Origin of the sequence: Arthrobacter sp. 9V (assembly GCF_902506065.1) — a bacterium.
In the GTDB taxonomy this organism is placed as follows: domain Bacteria; phylum Actinomycetota; class Actinomycetes; order Actinomycetales; family Micrococcaceae; genus Arthrobacter.
Genome location: NZ_LR732912.1, coordinates 4,100,723 through 4,118,782 on the forward strand (window position 1 = coordinate 4,100,723; position 18,060 = coordinate 4,118,782).

15 protein-coding genes are annotated in these 18,060 nt (G+C 62.4%); 11 read left to right on the top strand and 4 right to left on the bottom strand.

The features are described 5' to 3' along the window. Window positions 1–22 precede the first annotated feature (22 nt). Entirely contained in the window at window positions 23–955 is a 933-nt protein-coding gene (locus tag BACI9J_RS18800; protein ID WP_159735704.1) for a LysR family transcriptional regulator, read from the top strand. A gap of 216 nt (window positions 956–1,171) precedes the next feature. Here BACI9J_RS18800 and pdxS read toward each other — a convergent pair whose 3' ends face one another. Together pdxS and BACI9J_RS18810 are read right to left on the bottom strand one after the other, a co-directional pair. After that, window positions 1,172–2,086 (bottom strand): pyridoxal 5'-phosphate synthase lyase subunit PdxS, encoded by a 915-nt coding sequence (gene pdxS, locus BACI9J_RS18805; RefSeq protein WP_159735705.1) that lies wholly within the window; start codon window positions 2,084–2,086, stop codon window positions 1,172–1,174. A 151-nt stretch (window positions 2,087–2,237) separates the two neighbouring features. Further along, entirely contained in the window at window positions 2,238–2,918 is a 681-nt protein-coding gene (locus BACI9J_RS18810; protein ID WP_159735706.1) for a GntR family transcriptional regulator, read from the bottom strand. A 120-nt stretch (window positions 2,919–3,038) separates the two neighbouring features. Here BACI9J_RS18810 and purU point away from each other — a divergent pair, with 120 nt between their 5' ends. The 10 genes from purU to BACI9J_RS18860 all read left to right on the top strand — a co-directional run bounded on the left by purU (window position 3,039) and on the right by BACI9J_RS18860 (window position 16,736). Beyond that, window positions 3,039–3,953, top strand: coding sequence for a formyltetrahydrofolate deformylase (gene purU / locus BACI9J_RS18815; RefSeq protein WP_159735707.1), 915 nt, complete (start codon window positions 3,039–3,041; stop codon window positions 3,951–3,953). A 57-nt stretch (window positions 3,954–4,010) separates the two neighbouring features. Beyond that, window positions 4,011–6,503: a GcvT family protein gene (locus BACI9J_RS18820; RefSeq protein ID WP_159735708.1), complete on the top strand. Its 2,493-nt coding sequence runs from the start codon at window positions 4,011–4,013 to the stop codon at window positions 6,501–6,503. Window positions 6,504–6,508: 5 nt separating this feature from the next. Further along, window positions 6,509–7,135: a cyclodeaminase/cyclohydrolase family protein gene (locus BACI9J_RS18825; RefSeq protein WP_159735709.1), complete on the top strand. Its 627-nt coding sequence runs from the start codon at window positions 6,509–6,511 to the stop codon at window positions 7,133–7,135. Then, a complete protein-coding gene (locus BACI9J_RS18830; protein ID WP_159735710.1) occupies window positions 7,132–8,034 on the top strand; it encodes a bifunctional 5,10-methylenetetrahydrofolate dehydrogenase/5,10-methenyltetrahydrofolate cyclohydrolase in 903 nt (300 codons plus the stop codon). The genes BACI9J_RS18825 and BACI9J_RS18830 overlap by 4 nt, the downstream gene beginning before the upstream one ends. Before the next feature lie 11 nt (window positions 8,035–8,045). Next, the gene (locus BACI9J_RS18835; protein ID WP_159735711.1) at window positions 8,046–10,364 is read left to right on the top strand and encodes an FdhF/YdeP family oxidoreductase; all 2,319 of its coding nucleotides are present in this window, start codon (window positions 8,046–8,048) and stop codon (window positions 10,362–10,364) included. A gap of 133 nt (window positions 10,365–10,497) precedes the next feature. Next, complete coding sequence (gene fdhA / locus BACI9J_RS18840) at window positions 10,498–11,715, top strand: formaldehyde dehydrogenase, glutathione-independent (protein ID WP_159735712.1); 1,218 nt, start codon at window positions 10,498–10,500, stop codon at window positions 11,713–11,715. Window positions 11,716–11,820: 105 nt separating this feature from the next. Continuing rightward, a complete protein-coding gene (locus BACI9J_RS18845; RefSeq protein ID WP_159735713.1) occupies window positions 11,821–13,125 on the top strand; it encodes a molybdopterin molybdotransferase MoeA in 1,305 nt (434 codons plus the stop codon). Window positions 13,126–13,264: 139 nt separating this feature from the next. Beyond that, entirely contained in the window at window positions 13,265–14,071 is an 807-nt protein-coding gene (locus tag BACI9J_RS18850) for an IclR family transcriptional regulator (protein ID WP_159735714.1), read from the top strand. Between the two features lie 387 nt (window positions 14,072–14,458). Continuing rightward, complete coding sequence (locus BACI9J_RS18855) at window positions 14,459–16,480, top strand: BCCT family transporter (RefSeq protein WP_236558764.1); 2,022 nt, start codon at window positions 14,459–14,461, stop codon at window positions 16,478–16,480. A gap of 43 nt (window positions 16,481–16,523) precedes the next feature. Beyond that, window positions 16,524–16,736 (top strand): hypothetical protein, encoded by a 213-nt coding sequence (locus BACI9J_RS18860; protein WP_159735716.1) that lies wholly within the window; start codon window positions 16,524–16,526, stop codon window positions 16,734–16,736. A 103-nt stretch (window positions 16,737–16,839) separates the two neighbouring features. Here the strand turns inward: BACI9J_RS18860 and BACI9J_RS18865 are convergent, their stop codons facing one another. Together BACI9J_RS18865 and BACI9J_RS18870 are read right to left on the bottom strand one after the other, a co-directional pair. Beyond that, entirely contained in the window at window positions 16,840–17,532 is a 693-nt protein-coding gene (locus BACI9J_RS18865; RefSeq protein ID WP_159735717.1) for a fasciclin domain-containing protein, read from the bottom strand. A 150-nt stretch (window positions 17,533–17,682) separates the two neighbouring features. Next, window positions 17,683–18,057 carry a VOC family protein gene (locus tag BACI9J_RS18870; protein ID WP_159735718.1) on the bottom strand — a complete coding sequence of 125 codons (375 nt, stop codon included), beginning with the start codon at window positions 18,055–18,057 and terminating at the stop codon, window positions 17,683–17,685. Window positions 18,058–18,060: the final 3 nt, after the last annotated feature.

Below are 18,060 nucleotides of genomic sequence, written 5' to 3' on the forward strand. Positions count from 1 at the left end.
AATAACCATGCACAATAGGTGCATGATCGATGCGAGGCTCATCACACTTAGGGTGTTTGCCCGCTGCGGCACTATAGGCGCCACTGCGGAACTTACCGGCTACTCCCCTTCCGCCGTCTCCGCGCAACTCCGGGAGCTCCAGCGCATGCTGGGGATGCAGCTGCTGACCAAGGACGGACGGGGCGTGCGGCTCACCGCCACCGGACGCTTTCTTGTTGCCGGCTCGGACACCCTGATTGCCGAATGGGAGAGCCTGCGCGCGGCAGCCATGGAAGCCGGCGATCAGGTGCAGTCCCATTTTGGGCTCGGTGGATTCTCGACGGCGGCCGCCCAGTTATTGGCCCCGCTCGCCGCCAGCCTGCGCTCCACGCGGCCCCTTCTGGAGGTGCAGGTGCTCGAGGCAAATCCTGCCCGCTGCTTCGACCTTCTGGTTGCCGAGCGCATTGATCTGGCGGTGATCGTTGCCATGCAATCCGACACCTACGTTGAGGACGATCCCCGCTTCGAACAGACGGTTCTGCTGGACGATCCCCTGGACGTGATCATTCCCGCCACCCACCGCCTGGCATCGCGGGAAACGGTGACCCTTGAAGAACTTGCATCGGAACCCTGGATTACCGAAGCTGCGGGCTCCACCTATCATGCCCTCTTCACTGCGGCCTTCACGGCCGTGGGGGTGACACCGCGCATTGCCCATGAGGCCGTGGAGTGGGAAACCCAAATCGCTTTCGTAGGTGCCGGGCTGGGCGTTGGCCTGCTGCCCCGGCTTGCACCACTTCATAGTGCCGAGAACGTGGTCCGGCTACGCATCACCGGCAAAGGGAAGCCCGCACGCCGCATAGTGGCAGCCGTACGCAGGGGCAGTATCAATTCGCCCTTGATCCAGGAGTCGCTCGGAATCCTGGAGGAGCGCGCTCAAAGGATCCTTACGGCGCGGCCCGAAGATGACCGCTGAGCGCCGCGCTCAGGCCCAGATTTGGTAGCCCGTCGATTTATCGAACAGCTTCCTGGTGGAGAGACCTTCCGCCCCCAAAACTCCCACAACTGAGCGGTGAGCGCTGGTCCGGCAGCGTGCGTAAAAGGGCCCCCGCCCCGGCCCGCCAGCAAAATGGCGGCAGCGAGAGCGGGGAATAGCACGCAGAGGATCAGGGCACGCCGGGGGCAACGTAACTTACCAGCCGCGCTCTGCGAGGCGGTGGGGTTGGGGGATGTCGTCGACGTTGATGCCCACCATGGCTTCGCCCAGGCCGCGGGAGACTTTGGCAATGACGTCAGGATCGTCGTAGTAGGCAGTGGCGTTCACGACGGCGGCGGCGCGCTCGGCCGGGTTGCCGGACTTGAAGATACCCGAACCAACGAACACACCGTCGGCGCCGAGCTGCATCATCATGGCAGCATCAGCCGGAGTGGCGATGCCGCCGGCGGTGAACAGGACCACGGGGAGCTTGCCGGTGGCGGCAACTTCCTTGACCAGCTCGTACGGGGCCTGCAGTTCCTTGGCCGCTACGTACAGCTCGTCCTCGGGGAGGGCTGCGAGCTTGGCGATCTCGGAGCGGATCTTGCGCATGTGGCCGGTGGCGTTGGAAACATCGCCGGTGCCGGCCTCGCCCTTGGAACGGATCATGGCCGCGCCCTCGTTAATGCGGCGCAGGGCCTCACCCAGGTTCGTCGCGCCACAGACGAAGGGGACGGTGAAGTTCCACTTGTCGATGTGGTTGATGTAGTCGGCCGGGGTGAGGACCTCGGACTCGTCGATGTAGTCAACACCGAGGGACTGCAGGACCTGGGCTTCGACGAAGTGGCCGATGCGGGCCTTGGCCATGACCGGGATGGACACGGCGGCGATGATCGCATCGATCATGTCCGGATCCGACATGCGGGAGACGCCGCCTTGGGCGCGGATATCGGCCGGGACACGCTCGAGCGCCATGACGGCGACGGCACCGGCGTCTTCGGCGATGCGGGCCTGCTCGACGTTAACGACGTCCATGATGACGCCGCCCTTGAGCATCTCCGCCATGCCCCGCTTCACGCGGCTGCTGCCCGTGAGCGGTATGTGTTCGAAAAGGTGGGGTCTTGAAAGCACGCGATACTCCAAGGGCTGAAGGCTGTGATTGCATCACAAGCGCCGTAGGCAGACGCAAAGAAGGCATCTGATATCCGGGTGATATATTAGCGGGAACCTTCAGTATGCAATCAACGAAACACGGAGTCAACAGCAGGTTTGCCGCTTGGGACTACGCTGCGAAAAGCGCCTGACGCACAGCCTGCTCAAAGCCGCTGACGTGGACACGGGCCAACTCGGCAGCCTTATCCTCTTCTCCATCAATAACAGCCCTCAGCAGGTCCAGATGCTCGCGCACATGGTGCTCCAGATTCGGCAACCGGTCCAGGACCATGCACCAAATCCGGGTAGCCAGATTGTCGTAGCGGATCAGGATGTCCTCGAGGTGCGGATTGGCGGCCGCGGCGTAGATTCCCCGGTGAACGCTGGCGTCCAGCCGCAAAGTTTCAACCACCGACGCTGCCCTGACATCAAAGTCCTCCACGGCGCGCATCACTTCACGAAGGTGTTCCTTGGTGGCGCCGGAGGCTACCCGCGCCGCACGCGCAGCAGCGAGGGGTTCCAGTTGTGCCCGGATCTCGGAAATGAAGGCGAGGTCCGTGACTTCCACGCGGGTGGCAAACGTACCCCTCCGCGGATAGGTGATGACCAGCCGATCCAACTCAAGGCGCTTGAGTGCTTCGCGCACCGGCGTCCGGCCGATCTCCAGGTCCTTGGCGAGCTGCTCGTCATTGAGGAGGTCGCCGGGCCTGATCTCCAACATCAGGAGGCGATCCCGAAGGCGCTCATAGGCGAGGTCGGCCAAAGACTTCTTCGCGTCTTCACCGGCGATTGCCAGAGTTCCAAAAGCCACAGCGCCATCTCCTTCTTCACAACCAAGAAACCTATTGACCTGCCTGAGTCACCAGTATACGCTGAATCCCAATCCTAATATATCAGTTCAGGACCCAGGAATATATCTAAAGGAGGAGACATGACCCTCGTGGCGACAGACTCACCGGTAAGCACTCTGCCGAAGCCCGAATTGCTCAAAGAAGAGCAAGCACAGAAGTTCGTACTCACATTGTCGTGCGTAGAACGCGCCGGGATTGTTCAGGCGGTTACCACCTTCCTTTACGAGCGCGGCTTCAACATTGAAGAGCACCAGCAGTTCGACGACGGCCTCCGCCAGACGCTGCACCTGCGGACGGCGTTCTCCGGCCCGCTGTCCTACTCCCCGGAACGGCTCGAAGAGGAATTCAGCGCAATTGCTGACCGCTTCGAGATGAAGTTCAGCTTCCACGACCAAACCAAGAAGCGGGTTCTGGTGATGGTATCCAAGTTCGGGCACTGCCTGAATGACCTCATCTTCCGCTGGCGGGGCGGCAGCCTCGGCGGTGACCTGGTAGTAGTTGCCTCCAACCATGAGACCCACCGCGCCATGGCTGAAGCGGCCGGCCTGCCGTTCGTCTACATTCCCGTCACCCCGGACACCAAGGCAGAGGCCGAACAGCAGCTTTTGGACCTGGTGGAGGAGTACAACGTGGACCTCGTGGTACTGGCCCGGTACATGCAAGTACTGTCCGACGATTTGTGCCGCGCTCTTGAAGGACGCGCCATCAACATCCACCACTCGTTCCTGCCGGGATTCAAGGGCGCCCGCCCCTACCACCAGGCTTATGACCGCGGCGTGAAACTGGTGGGTGCAACTGCCCACTACGTCACCGCCGACCTGGACGAGGGACCGATCATCGAGCAGGAAGTCATCCGCGTCGATCACAGCTACGGTCCCACCACACTTTCTACCGTGGGCCAGGACGCCGAAGCGCTGGCGTTGTCCCGCGCCGTCAGGTGGCACTGCGAGCACCGCGTGCTGCTGGACCAGACCAGCACAGTGGTTTTCCGCTAAACCAAGCATTAGAACACCAGCAGACTCACCCCTCTTAACTTCAGCAGGAGAACCCCCATGGCATCCACGCCTCGCATTGTCATCATCGGAGCTGGGATTGTTGGCACCAACCTCGCCGACGAACTGGTCACCCGCGGTTGGAACAACATCACCATCCTGGACCAAGGACCTTTGAACATGCCCGGTGGCTCAACGTCCCACGCGCCGGGCCTGGTTTTCCAGACCAACCCCTCCAAGTCCATGGCACTCTTTGCCAAGTACACGGTGGAAAAGCTCCTGTCCCTCACCGAGGATGGACAGAGCTGCTTCAACCAGGTGGGCGGACTGGAAGTTGCCACCACGGAGACCCGCCTGGCGGACCTGAAGCGCAAGCTCGGCTACGCACAGTCATGGGGCATCGACGGCAAGATCCTCTCCCGAGAGGAATGCAAGGAGCTCTACCCGCTGATCAATGAGGAAGACATCCTCGGTGGCCTCCACGTCCCCACCGATGGCCTGGCTCTTGCGGCCCGCGCCGTGCAGTTGCTGATCAAGCGCACCGAAGCCGCCGGCGTCAAGTACATCGGCAACACCGAGGTGACCGGAATCGAGCAGTCAAACTCCCGCGTGACCGGCGTCGAAACGGCCGACGGCGTGATCCCTGCGGACATCGTGGTTTCCTGTGCCGGATTCTGGGGCGCCAAGGTGGGCGAGCTGATCGGGATGTCCGTCCCGCTCCTCCCGCTGGCACACCAATACGTAAAGACCACTCCGGTTCCCGCCCAGAAGGGCAAGAACGAGCTGCCCAACGGCGCCCGGCTGCCCATCCTGCGCCACCAGGACCAGGACCTCTACTACCGCGAGCACGGCGAGCGTTACGGCATTGGTTCCTACGCTCACCGCCCCATGCCGGTGGACCTTGATGAGCTTGGCAGCTACGAGCCCAGCAGCATCACCGAACACAACATGCCCTCCCGCCTGGACTTCACCTTGGAAGACTTCCTCCCCGCGTGGGAAGCAACCAAGCAGATCCTGCCCGCCCTCCGTGAAAGCGAAATTGAGGACGGATTCAACGGCATCTTCTCCTTCACCCCGGACGGCGGCTCACTGGTTGGCGAATCCAAGGAAGTAGACGGCTTCTTCGTAGCGGAAGCCGTCTGGGTAACCCACTCAGCAGGCATTGCCCGCGCCGTGGCCGAACTGCTGGTGGACGGAAAGTCGCAGATTGATCTGGGAGACTGCGACATCCACCGTTTCGAAGAGGTCCAGCTGACCCCCGAATACGTCAGCGAAACCTCCCAGCAGAACTTCGTGGAAATCTACGATGTGATGCACCCTCTCCAGCCCAAGCTCTCTCCCCGCAACCTTCGCGTCAGCCCCTTCCACGCCCGCCACAAGCAACTGGGCGGCTACTTCCTGGAAGGCGCAGGATGGGAACGCCCCTACTGGTTCGAAGCCAACGCTGAGCTCCTTAAGGAAATGCCTGACGAGTGGCAGCCGCCGGCCCGTGACGCCTGGTCCGGTATGTTCAGCTCGCCCATCGCAGCAGCTGAGGCTTGGAAGACCCGTACAGCAGTTGCCATGTATGACATGACGCCACTGAAGCGCCTTGAGGTTTCCGGCCCGGGAGCCTTGAAGTTGCTGCAGGAACTGACCACCGGTGACCTGTCCAAGAAGCCCGGTGCGGTCACGTACACGCTCCTCCTGGACGAGGCCGGCGGCGTCCGAAGCGACATCACCGTGGCCCGCCTCAGCGAAGATACTTTCCAGTTGGGCGCCAACGGCAACATTGACACCGCCTACTTTGAGCGCGCAGCCCGGCAGCAAACGGCCAACGGCGACGCCGGCGACTGGGTTCAGGTCCGTGACACCACCGGCGGCACCTGCTGCATCGGCTTGTGGGGTCCGCTGGCCCGCGACCTCATCAGCACGGTCAGCAGCGATGACTTCAGCAATGAAGGCCTGAAGTACTTCCGTTCCAAGAAGGTCACCATCGGCGGCGTCACCGTCACCGCGATGCGCCTGTCCTACGTGGGCGAACTCGGCTGGGAGCTCTACACCAGCGCAGACAACGGACAGCGCCTCTGGGACGCTTTGTGGAAGGCCGGCCAGCCGTTCGGCGTAATCGCCGCAGGCCGTGCTGCTTTCAGCGCGCTGCGACTGGAGAAGGGCTACCGCTCCTGGGGCACGGACATGACCACCGAGCACGACCCGTACGAGGCCGGCCTCGGGTTTGCCGTGAAAATGACCAAGGAGAACTTCGTCGGCAAGGCCGCGTTGGAAGGCCGCACCGAGGAAGGCTCTGCCCGTCGCCTGCGCTGCTTGACCGTCGACGACGGCAGGAGCCTTGTACTGGGCAAGGAACCGGTGTTCTACAAGGACCAGGCAGTGGGTTACGTCACCAGCGCCGCCTACGGATACTCGGTCCGCAAGCCGATTGCCTACGCTTACCTGCCCTCTGCAGTCTCCCTGGGCGACTCCGTGGAAATCGAATACTTCGGACGCCGCATCCAGGCCACCGTGACCGAAGATCCGCTGTACGACCCCACCATGAGCCGGCTCCGGGGCTAACACCCATGATCAGTTCAGAAACCATCAATGATTACCTCTCCAGGCTCGCTTCACGTCAGCCCACCCCCGGTGGAGGCGCCGCCGCAGCCCTGCATGCCGCCCAAGGTGCTGCCTTGGTAGCCATGGTGGCCAGGTACACCACCGGCCCAAAGTATGAGGAACATGCAGCACTGGTCACCCGGATCACCAGCGCAGCCGATCACCTGATCGTTGAGTCCTTGCGCCTCGCAGACGCCGATGAGCACGCCTTCCAGTCCGTGATCGACTCCTACAAGCTTCCCTCTGACACCGACGAACTCAAGGCAGTAAAAACAGCAGCCATCCAGGAAGCACTGGTTCAGGCAGCCCACACTCCCGCGCAGCTGGTCAAGGTTGCCGGTGAAGTGGTGGACCTTGCCACTGAACTTTTCGATGTGGCCAACCCCAATGTCATCAGTGACGTCGCCGCTGCCGCCGACGCAGCGCGCGCAGCTGCCACTACGGCCCGGGTCAACATCGACATCAACGTCGTGGCCATCAAACACGGGGAAGCGCGTTCACGATTGTCGGAGCAGACGGACGGCATTGAGGACAAAGTAGTTCTCGCCGCCGATGCCCTGGTGAAGCGCGTCCGCGAAAGGATCCTCTCATGAGCGCCGAAGTCCGCAGTAACACCGAAGTGCTGTCCGGCAAGCCGCTCGCTGCCCTCATCCAGCAGCGGGCACAGCAAGAGACCACCGTCCTGGATGATGAGGGACTCCAGCCCGTCCTGGCCGTTGTTGTAGCCACCGACGACGAGTCCACGCACTGGTACGTTCGCTCCATTGAGCGTGCCGCAGGACGGGCAGGCATCGGTTGCAGGATCGTCGATCTTGGCCGCGACGCCACCGAACAAGTGTTGGCCAGCGTCCTGGCGGACCTCAGCGCGGAACCAACCGTCCACGGCATCATCCTCCAGACTCCCCTGCCGGCCTCCGTGCGCGCTGACCGGCTGGTGGGCCTCATTGCCCCGGAAAAGGACATCGACGGCGCCAACCCCCTCAGCCTCGGCCGCTTGGCTGTGGGGCAGCCCGCCTTCGCACCCGCTACCGCCCGCGCCGTGGTGGAGTTGCTGGACCACTTCCAGATCCCCGTCGCAGGACGGAACGTGGCCGTCGTCGGGCGTTCGGCAGTAGTGGGCAAGCCGCTGTCCCTGCTCCTCCTCGAAAAGGACGCCACCGTCACCATCTGCCATTCCAAATCCGGACCGCTGGAACGCTACACCCGGCCCGCCGACGTCGTGGTTGTTGCCGCCGGGCGCACCGGGCTGCTGAAAGGCAAAGACGTCTCTTCGGAGGCTGTAGTGATCGATGTCGGCACGAACGTCCTGCCCGACGGTTCCCTTGTGGGAGATGTTGACGAAGCCAGCGTCGCCGGAGTGGCTGCCGGGCTGAGTCCGGTCCCGGGCGGCGTAGGATCGGTGACCACTGCCCTGTTGCTGCTTCACACCGTGGAAGCGGCCCGGCGGCAGTCCTCAACCACGCTGCTCGCTGCTTCCACTTCCCGGATCTGAAGGGTCTCCCCATGCATGCCAAAGCTCCGCGCGAGAACATTGATGAGTCAAAGCTGACCGTCAGCAAACCAAAAACCAAGGCTGTGGGCATTCCCGCTGTTGCCAATGCACTGAAGATTTCGCTGGAACAAATGGGGCCCCTGCGAAGCGTCCAAACCCTGTTGGCCGTGAACCAGCTGGACGGGTTCGACTGCATGGGTTGCGCCTGGCCCGAGCACGAGAAGCGCAATGCGGCAGAATTCTGCGAGAACGGCGCCAAGGCAGTGGCGGAAGAAGCTACGCGCCGCCGCGTCACGCCGGAGTTCTTCGCCCAACATTCCGTTGCCGAGCTCAAAACCCGCGATGACTTCTGGCTGGGTCAGCAAGGCCGGATCACGCACCCGATGTTCCTGGACGAAGGCGCAACCCACTACAAGCCCATCGGGTGGGATGAGGCGTACAACCTCATGGCCGAAGAGCTGCGGGGCATGGATCACCCGGATCAAGCCGTCTTCTACACCTCCGGCCGCACGTCCAACGAGGCTGCGTTTGTTTACCAACTCCTGGTACGCGGCATCGGCACCAACAACCTCCCGGACTGCTCCAACATGTGCCACGAGTCCTCCGGCTCTGCGCTGGTGGAAACCATCGGCATCGGCAAGGGCTCGGTCAGCCTGACGGACCTGGAAACGGCGTCGCTGATCTTCGTTGCCGGACAAAACCCCGGCACCAACCACCCGCGCATGCTCAGCGCCTTGGAGAAGGCAAAGAAGAACGGCGCAGTGATCATCTCCGTCAACCCCCTTCCGGAAGCAGGCCTCCTGCACTTTGAGAACCCGCAGCATGTGGCCGGCATGATCCAAGGGACCCAACTGACGGACGACTTCCTGCAGATCCGGGCCGGAGGGGACCAAGCCCTCTTCCAAGGCCTGGGCAAATACCTGCTGGAAGCCGAAGCCGCCGGACGCAACACCCCAGGCCTGGAGACGGTCCTGGATCACGACTTCATCAACAACCACACCGTGGGCATTGACGACTACCTGCGCTACCTGGAAAAGGTGGAGTGGGATGACATCGTGGAGGCAACAGGTCTCACACTGGAACAGATTCATGCAACGGGTGAGCGGATGCTTGCTTCCAGCGCCACCATTGTTTGCTGGGCCATGGGACTGACCCAGCACAAGCATTCCGTTCCTACCCTCCGCGATGTAGTCAACGTCCTCCTGCTTCAAGGCAACATCGGCAAGCCCGGCGCCGGCGTCTGCCCGGTACGCGGCCATTCAAACGTCCAAGGCGACCGCACCATGGGCATCTTCGAGAAAATGCCCGAGACGTTCCACGACAGGCTGGACCAGGAATTCGAGTTCCGATCCCCCCGTGAGCACGGCTTTGACACCGTGGCGGCCATCCGCGCCATGCGGGACGGGAAAGTCCGCTTCTTCATGGGAATGGGGGGCAACTTCGTCCGGGCCGCCCCGGATTCGGACGTCACCGAACTGGCCTTAGCCAACACCCGGTTGAGTGTCCAGATCTCCACCAAACTGAACCACTCACACCTGTCCACCGGACGCCGGGCGCTGATCCTGCCCACCCTGGGCCGCACCGAGAAGGACACCCAGCGCACCGGCGACCAACGAGTCACCGTGGAGGACTCCATGAGCGCCGTCCACGCATCACGGGGACGACTCAAGCCAGCCAGCGATCACCTCCACTCCGAAGTAGCAATCGTCTGCAACCTCGCGGACAGATTGTTCACCGATGGCCATGGCCGCCTTCCCAACACGCCCCAGGCTTCCTGGTTGGCCATGAGGGACGATTACACGCTGATCCGGAAGCACATTGAGGCGGTCTTCGATGGCTTTGAGGACTTCGAAGCACGGATTCAACATCCGGGTGGCTTCGTGCTGCCGCACCCGCCACGCGACGCCAGGAAGTTCGACACCGCGTCCGGCAAAGCACACTTCACAGGCAACGAACTCGAATTCATCAAGGTCCCGCCCGGCAGGCTGGTCCTTCAAACCCTGCGCTCACACGACCAGTACAACACCACCATCTACGGCAAGGATGATCGCTACCGCGGCATCCATGGTGGCCGGCGCGTGGTACTCATCAACGCTGAGGACATCACCGAGCTGGGATTTTCCGACGGCGATATGGTCCACCTGATTTCCGAGTTCCAAGGAACGGACCGGCGGGCCGAGAACTTCCGGATCGTGTCCTATTCGACGCCCAAGGGCTGCGCCGCCGCGTACTACCCGGAAACAAACGTTCTAGTGCCCCTGGATTCCGTGGCAGATACCAGCGGAACTCCCACGTCCAAGTCGGTGATCATCCGACTGGAGAAAGCCTAAATTTTCCACCCGTCCAGTGGTTCGTAAATGGTGCTTCGGTGCCTGAAACCTGGGGAGGTATTTCCTCATCGAAGCACCGCTTTCGGATCATTGGACAGCATTTTCAGTAACAGCCAAAGAATAGGGAGTGACCATGTCAGGAAACAGAGCAGTCGCCTACAAGGAACCCGGTGTCGTTGAGATCATCGACACTGACTACCCAACGTTTGAGCTCAAGGACGGACCAGGAGTCAACCCTGAAAACGTCGGACGAAAAGTGCCACACGGGGCCATCCTCCGGACGGTGACCACCAACATCTGCGGTTCGGACCAGCACATGGTCCGTGGCCGCACCACAGCTCCGAAGGACCTGGTCCTCGGCCACGAAATCACCGGCGAAGTGGTGGAGGTGGGACCCGACGTCGAGTTCATCAAGGTAGGCGACATCGTCTCGGTGCCGTTCAACATTTCCTGCGGCCGCTGCCGGAACTGCAAGGAACAGAAAACCGGCATTTGCCTGAACGTCAACCCGGACCGCCCCGGCAGCGCCTACGGCTACGTGGACATGGGAGGCTGGGTGGGCGGCCAGGCTGAGTTCGTGCTGGTCCCTTACGCCGACTGGAACCTGTTGCGCTTCCCGGACCGCGATCAGGCCCTGGAAAAGATCATGGACTTGACCATGCTCTCGGACATCTTCCCCACCGGCTTCCACGGTGCCGTCACTGCAGGCGTGGGTGTGGGTTCCACGGTTTACGTCGCAGGTGCCGGTCCCGTGGGTCTTGCCGCCGCCGTGGGCGCACAGCTGCTTGGCGCCGCCGTCGTGATTGTGGGCGACATGAACGAAGACCGCCTGGCGCAGGCGCGTTCCTTCGGCTGCGAAACCGTCAACGTCTCCAACGGCGACCCGAAGGAGCAGATCGCACAGATCCTCGGAGTTCCGGAAGTGGATTGCGGTGTGGACGCTGTTGGCTTCGAGGCCCGCGGCCATGGCAAGGACGCCTCCCACGAGGCCCCTGCCACCGTGCTGAACTCCCTGATGGACATCACTGCCGCCGGCGGTTCCCTGGGCATCCCGGGCCTTTACGTTACTGGCGATCCGGGTGGAATCGACGAGGCAGCCAAGCACGGCTCCCTCTCGCTGTCCCTTGGGACAGGCTGGGCAAAGTCCTTGTCCTTCACCACCGGCCAGTGCCCCGTTATGAAGTACAACCGTCAGTTGATGATGGCCATCCTCCATGACAAGGTCCAGATTGCCAAGGCCGTCAACGCCAAGGCCATCCCCCTCGAAGACGCTCCCCGCGGCTACGCCGAATTCGACGCCGGATCGGCAACAAAGTTCGTACTGAACCCCAACGGCTACGTAAAGGCCTAGGACAGTACGCATCAACTGATACCGGGGACTGCGCGGCAAGAATTACGGGAAGGCCGTGCAGTCCCCGGTATCTGCGTCATACCCCACCTCAGGAAGCGGGCATCCATGCTTGCACAAGCAATCTTCCCCGACGCTCCCCACTGCCGGGACCAAGCACCCACGTGGGCCGAAGCGCGGGAACTGGCCCACCAGTGCGCCAGGCCGCTGACGTCGGCGTTGGTTACCCTCCGGGAAGCAATCGGCGGCATGCTAGCCAGTCCCGTCACGGCGCAACGGGATCTGCCCCACTATGCCTCATCAGCCATGGACGGTTGGGCTGTCAACGGCGGCGGCAACGGCAGCGGCAACGGCGGCGGACCATGGATGCTGACGGCACCGGGGCGTCCACTCGCCCTGGGTCAAGCGAGTGTCATTGCCACCGGAGGGCTCGTCCCCACCGGTGCCACGTCGGTCCTGCGCAAGGAAAGCGGCTGCGTCTCCGAGGACGGGCAACTCTCCCTGAGGACCGGTTCAAAGCCGGGCGAGACCCTCCCGGGCCGGCACATTCGTCCGGCCGGAGAAGAAGCCACAGCCGGTGATGTCCTCATACCCGCCGGCACCCTTCTTAACCCGGCACACATTGCCCTGGCCGCTGTAGCAGGCCACGATCACCTTCGGATACAGCGCAAGCCGAGAGTAGCCGTCGTGCTGACCGGTTCGGAAGTGGTGACCTCAGGTGAGCCCGCTCCGGGCCAGGTCCGCGATGCCTTCGGTCCCCAATTGGATACCGTCATTTGGCAACTCGGCGGGGAGCCCGGAGGCCAGCAGAGGATCGGCGACTCGTACAACGAATGGATGGCCGCGTTGGGCGGCGGCCCTGCGGGCTTCCCGCCCGCCGCCGAGCGACCGGACGTGACCATCACCACCGGCGGAACAGGGAAATCCGGCACGGACCACTTCCGTGACGCCGTAGCCGCGCTGGGCGGCAGACTGCTCCTGGACGGCATTGCCATGCGGCCAGGACACCCCGCGGTGCTGGCGGAACTTCCTGATGGCCGTTTCATTATTGGCCTTCCGGGGAATCCTCTGGCCGCGATGATGTCACTGATGACCCTGGGAGAGCCCCTGATGGCCGCCTTGGGATGCAGGCCACTCCGGGCGGTGCGACTTATCACGTCCGGGGCGGACATGGATCCCCTCCCGGGGCAGACACGGCTCATACCCTGCACGTTGACCCATGACCTCGCATTACCTGCCTCCCATACAGGTCCGGGGATGATGCGAGGACTGGCTTGGGCGGACGGATACATGGCCGTTCCCCCTGAAGGAGTGGCAGCCGGCACGCCCGTTCCCGTGCTGCCGCTGCCGTGGACCACGGAAATCTGTTCCACAGACCCGGCCCACATCCAACCAGGCAGGGGCGCAAGATGACGTCCCTGTAAACCATGCGGATTCCCCTGATGTGAAAGGGTCCGTGCAAAACTCCGTCTAGGATGAGGAAAGACGAGGGTGCAGGCCGAACAGGGTTACCGGCTCAGGGCGGCCTGCCTGGACAATGACACGAGGCATCATGGCCGCTGGTAACACCCCGGAACCTGACAAGGACGCAGACGCCCAAGGCGGGGGCGTGCAGTCAGTGGACCGCGCGCTCCAAATCCTTGAGATACTGGCGCGCGAAGGAGATGCCGGCGTCAGTGAGATCGCCGAAGAGATGGGCATCCACAAGTCCACGGTGTCGCGCTTGGTGGGATCCCTGGTGAACCGTGAACTGGTCCGGCAGAACAGTGAACGTGGCAAGTACCAACTTGGTTTTGGCATTCTGCGTTTGGCATCCTCCATCCCGGGCAGGCTGAGTGTGGTGCATGAGGCGCGCCAGGTCCTGGAGGCGCTGGCCGCCGAATACAAGGAGACGGTGAACCTGGCCGTTCTGCGGTCAAACTACGCCGTGAATGTGGACCAGGCCATGGGACCCTCAACGCTTGCCACCTACGACTGGGTGGGCAGCCTGACGCCCCTGCACGCCACCTCCAGTGGCAAGGTCCTTCTTGCCGCGCTGACCGCAGATGAACGAACCCAGGTGCTCAAGGCAGTTGGCCTGCCCGCACGGACGCCGCGGACCGTCACAAACCGCGGCGAGCTGGAGAAACAGCTGCTGGATGTAGCCCGTAAGGGGTACGCCACAGTCCACGAAGAGTTTGAAATCGGCCTTACTGCCATCGCCGTGCCCATCTTCAACCACTCCGGAAGCGTCATCGCCGCCGTGAGTATCTCCGGTCCGGCATTCCGCTTTTCACCGGAGGACCAGCCGGGGCTCATTGACGGGCTCCGTGAGGCCGGGCTGACCATCAGCGCCCGGATGGGATACCGGCACCGCTAGGCGTCCACTGCCAAGCGCATCCACGGGCCCCAGGGCCGGCCGTCACCCGCAAACTCAACGCTGCAGGTCAAAGCCAATTGATATATCAAGTTGCCGTTAAACAGGCGAAAGTCCTTGACTTTGCGTGTGACGGGGCGCACTCTGTTGCTTAGCGCGAATGTTGTTGATTCATGCGGAACGCAATCAAGGTTCCACAAGCCCAGCGTTCAGACCAACCAGTCCTACCAAGAGGTACACCATGAAACCGCCGGCCTACGCTGCTGAAGAGCAGATGGGGGACAGCAAAATCATGGTCAGCAGGGAAGCCCCCCAGCCTTCCCTTCGGCCTCACCTTTCAGGGCCATGTATAAACGCAAACCCATGACTCGCCGAGCAAAGGACCCGCTCATGGCTATAAACAGCGACACAAAACCGTTAACACCGGAAGAGTTACCTGCCGACGATCGCTTGGCAGGTACTCCAGCATCAACAAGCCCCGCCCACGCGGAGAAACCTGAAGAAATCATCAGTCTCTCCCCCGACAACGCCACTTTGGCAGCCCTCGACGCTGAGGACGGAGGCGCAGAACCCCTTCCCGATTCTGAAGAATACGAACAGATCATGGAAGAGCTGCGCCACGCCAAGACCGAGCAGGCCGTCTCGGCCCGCCGAAACCGCAAACTTACCCTCGACAAAGTCACCTTCGGGATCACGGGCGCCATCGCCGTCGCCTTCGTGGTCTGGGGCTTTGTGGGACGCGACAGCCTTTCCGATACCTCCAAAGGCGCCTTGAACTGGGTCATGGAGTACACAGGCTGGCTCTTCATGGTCCTCGCCTCATTGTTCGTCGTCTTCGTCCTGTGGCTTGCCTTGGGAAAGTTCGGCAACATCCCGCTGGGCAAGGACGGCGAAAAGCCTGAATTCCGGACCGTCTCCTGGGTGGCCATGATGTTTGCCGCCGGCATGGGCATCGGGCTCATGTTCTACGGTGTGGCCGAACCGCTGTACCACTACATCTCGCCGCCGCCGGGAACCGTGGACGGCCGCACTCCGGCAGCCATCCAGACTGCCATGGCCACGTCCATCTTCCACTGGACCCTGCACCCCTGGGCGATGTACGCCGTAGTCGGCATCGCCATGGCTTACGGCACTTACCGTTTGGGCCGCAAGCAACTGGTCTCGGCAGCATTCACTTCGCTCTTCGGAATCCGCATGGTGGAAGGGCCCATCGGCAAGTTCATCAACATCCTGGCTATCTTCGCCACGCTCTTCGGAACTGCCGCCTCCCTGGGCCTCGGCGCCCTCCAGATCGGCAGTGGCATGACGTCCAACGGCTGGTTGGGTGAAATTGGTACTCCCGTGCTGGTGGTCATCGTCGCAATCCTCACCTTCTGCTTCGTAGCATCAGCCGTTTCAGGAATCAGCCGCGGCATCCAGTGGCTTTCCAACATCAACATGGTGCTGGCTGTTGTCCTGGCCATCATTGTGTTCATTGCCGGACCCACCCTGTTCATCCTCAACCTGATCCCTTCAGCCGTGGGTGACTACGCCCGGGACCTGGCCGAAATGTCCTCCCGCACCGAAGCCGTGGGAGACGACTCACTGCGCAGCTGGATGACCAGCTGGACCATCTTCTACTGGGCCTGGTGGATCTCTTGGACGCCCTTCGTAGGCATGTTCATCGCCCGCATCAGCCGCGGCCGCACCATCCGCCAGTTCGTCACCGGCGTACTGCTGGTGCCCAGCGTTGTCAGCGTGATCTGGTTCGGCATCTTCGGCGGTGCCGCGTTCCACGTGCAGCAAGAGGCAGACAAGGCCGGCACCCCCGGCCTGGTAAAGATGGTGGACGGCGCGCCCTCCATCAACTTCGACGGCGCACTCTTTGATCTGATCAAGAACCTCGGCATGCCTGGCTGGCTTACCGGAGCCGTCATTGTGCTGGCCATGGTCCTGGTGGCAATCTTCTTCATCACCGGCGCGGACGCCGCGTCCATTGTGATGGGGTCCCTCAGCTCAAATGGCGCGGAGCACCCGCGCCGGGGAGTGGTGATCTTCTGGGGAAGCCTTACCGGTGCAGTTGCCGCAGTCATGCTCCTGGCCGGCGGTGATGAACCATCAGAAGCATTATCCGGCCTGCAGAGAGTGACAATTGTGGCCGCCCTGCCGTTTGTGATCGTCATGCTGTTGCTCTGTTTCGCACTGGTCAAGGACCTTCGCCGCGACCCCCTGCAACTGCACAAACGCTTGGCCACCTCAGTGGTGGAACGAGCCATCCGCACCGGTGTTGAGCAGCACGGCGGGGTTCAGTTCGATCTCGTCACCAAGCACGAGTGCGCGGAAAAGTGCACAGAGTCCGATTGCGCCGGGGGAACACCCACCGGAACCATCCCCCTGGTGGGCAAACCATCTCAGGACTCCGAGCCCAAGTAACCGGCCTTTAGCCAGCCCCATTCACACGTCAGGAAGGTCCACCATGCCCAACACGTCTGCCCAAAGCACCCTCCGCCTCAGCACCCAGCCCAGCAGCAACACCCAGCCCAGCCGCAACACCCAGCCCAGCGAGGATGTGACGCTCACCCTGGACTCGTCCAAACCCTTGACCGTCCGCATTGAGCTGGACCACTGCCCTTGCGGCTCGGAACACCACCGGACCGGGTCCTACACCGACAGCGACTTCAGCCGCTAACAGCAACACACAACAAAGCAGGCGCCGGATCTGATCCGGCGCCTGCTTTGTTGTTAGTACTGCGTTGTGTTCTTACCGCGTGGTGTCTCTAAAGCCCTATGGCTTATTTGGGCATCAGCACCGAGTCGATCAGGTAGACCGTGGCGTTGGCGGTGTGAACGCCACCGCAGATCACGTTGGCGCCGTCAACCGTGAGGGCGTCCTTGGAACCGGCTACGGTCACTTCGCCACCCTGGACAGTCTTGTGGGTGCCCACAATCTGGTCCGGGGTCAGCTGGCCGGGGACTACGTGGTAGGTGAGAATCTTGCTCAGCAGGGCATCGTCCGTCTTGAGCGTCTCGATTGTTGCGGGGTCGATCTTGGCGAAAGCATCGTCAACCGGTGCGAACACCGTGAATTCGCTGCCGTTCAGGGTGGAAACCAGGTCAACCTTGGGGTTGAGCTTTCCCGAAACAGCGGCGGTCAGGGTCTTGAGCAGCGGGTTGTTCGATGCTGCTACAGCTACCGGATCCTGGGCCATGCCTACTACTGAGCCGGAACCGTCCGGAACCTGTGAGGCGTAGCCGGCGCAGCCGGGGCCAACAAGGTCACGGGCCGGGTCCATGGCGGTGCTTGCCATGGCCGAGGAGGACGGCGACGGTGCCATCGACGACGGAGCCGCCATGGATGTTTCCGGGGCAGCAGATGATGCAGCCGGGGTGCTGGAGGTGCTGGAACCGCCACAGCCGGTAAGTCCGAGAAGGGCGGCTGCAGTGAGGCCAACGAAGGCGAGGGCGGGGCGCTTTGTGGACAACATGTCATTCTCCTTGTTTTTGGAACCAGGGCGTTGGGTCCATTGGTTGGTGGACACGGGCCGCAGGTGATGCTTTTGCTTCACCTGCGGTTTGTGTCTCACCAGCTATTCGGAGGATGGGACGGGGTGGATGGGTCCGGATTGAAAAAGTTTTTAAAAGTACGGCTTGGTGATCAGCTCCAGGGCATGTCCGGCCGGGTCTTTGAAGTAGACGCCACGGCCGCCGTGTTCGGTGTTTGTCTCGCCCGGGCGGGTCATTTGGGGATCCGCCCAGTGCTCGACGCCGTCACTCACCAGGCGCTCATAGGCGCGGTCAAAGTGGGCGTCGTCAACCAGGAAGGCATAGTGCTGCATCTGGATGTCCACCGGGGGCTCGGCGAATTGCAGCATCACCCCGCCGGCAAGCGTGAGGTTGGTGAAGGGTCCCCAGCTCGGGGCTTCCTCAGCCTCAAGGAGGGAACGGTAGAACTCCGCGGACACGGTACGGTCCAGGGACGCGATGATGGTGTGGTTGAAAAGTGCAGGCATGAA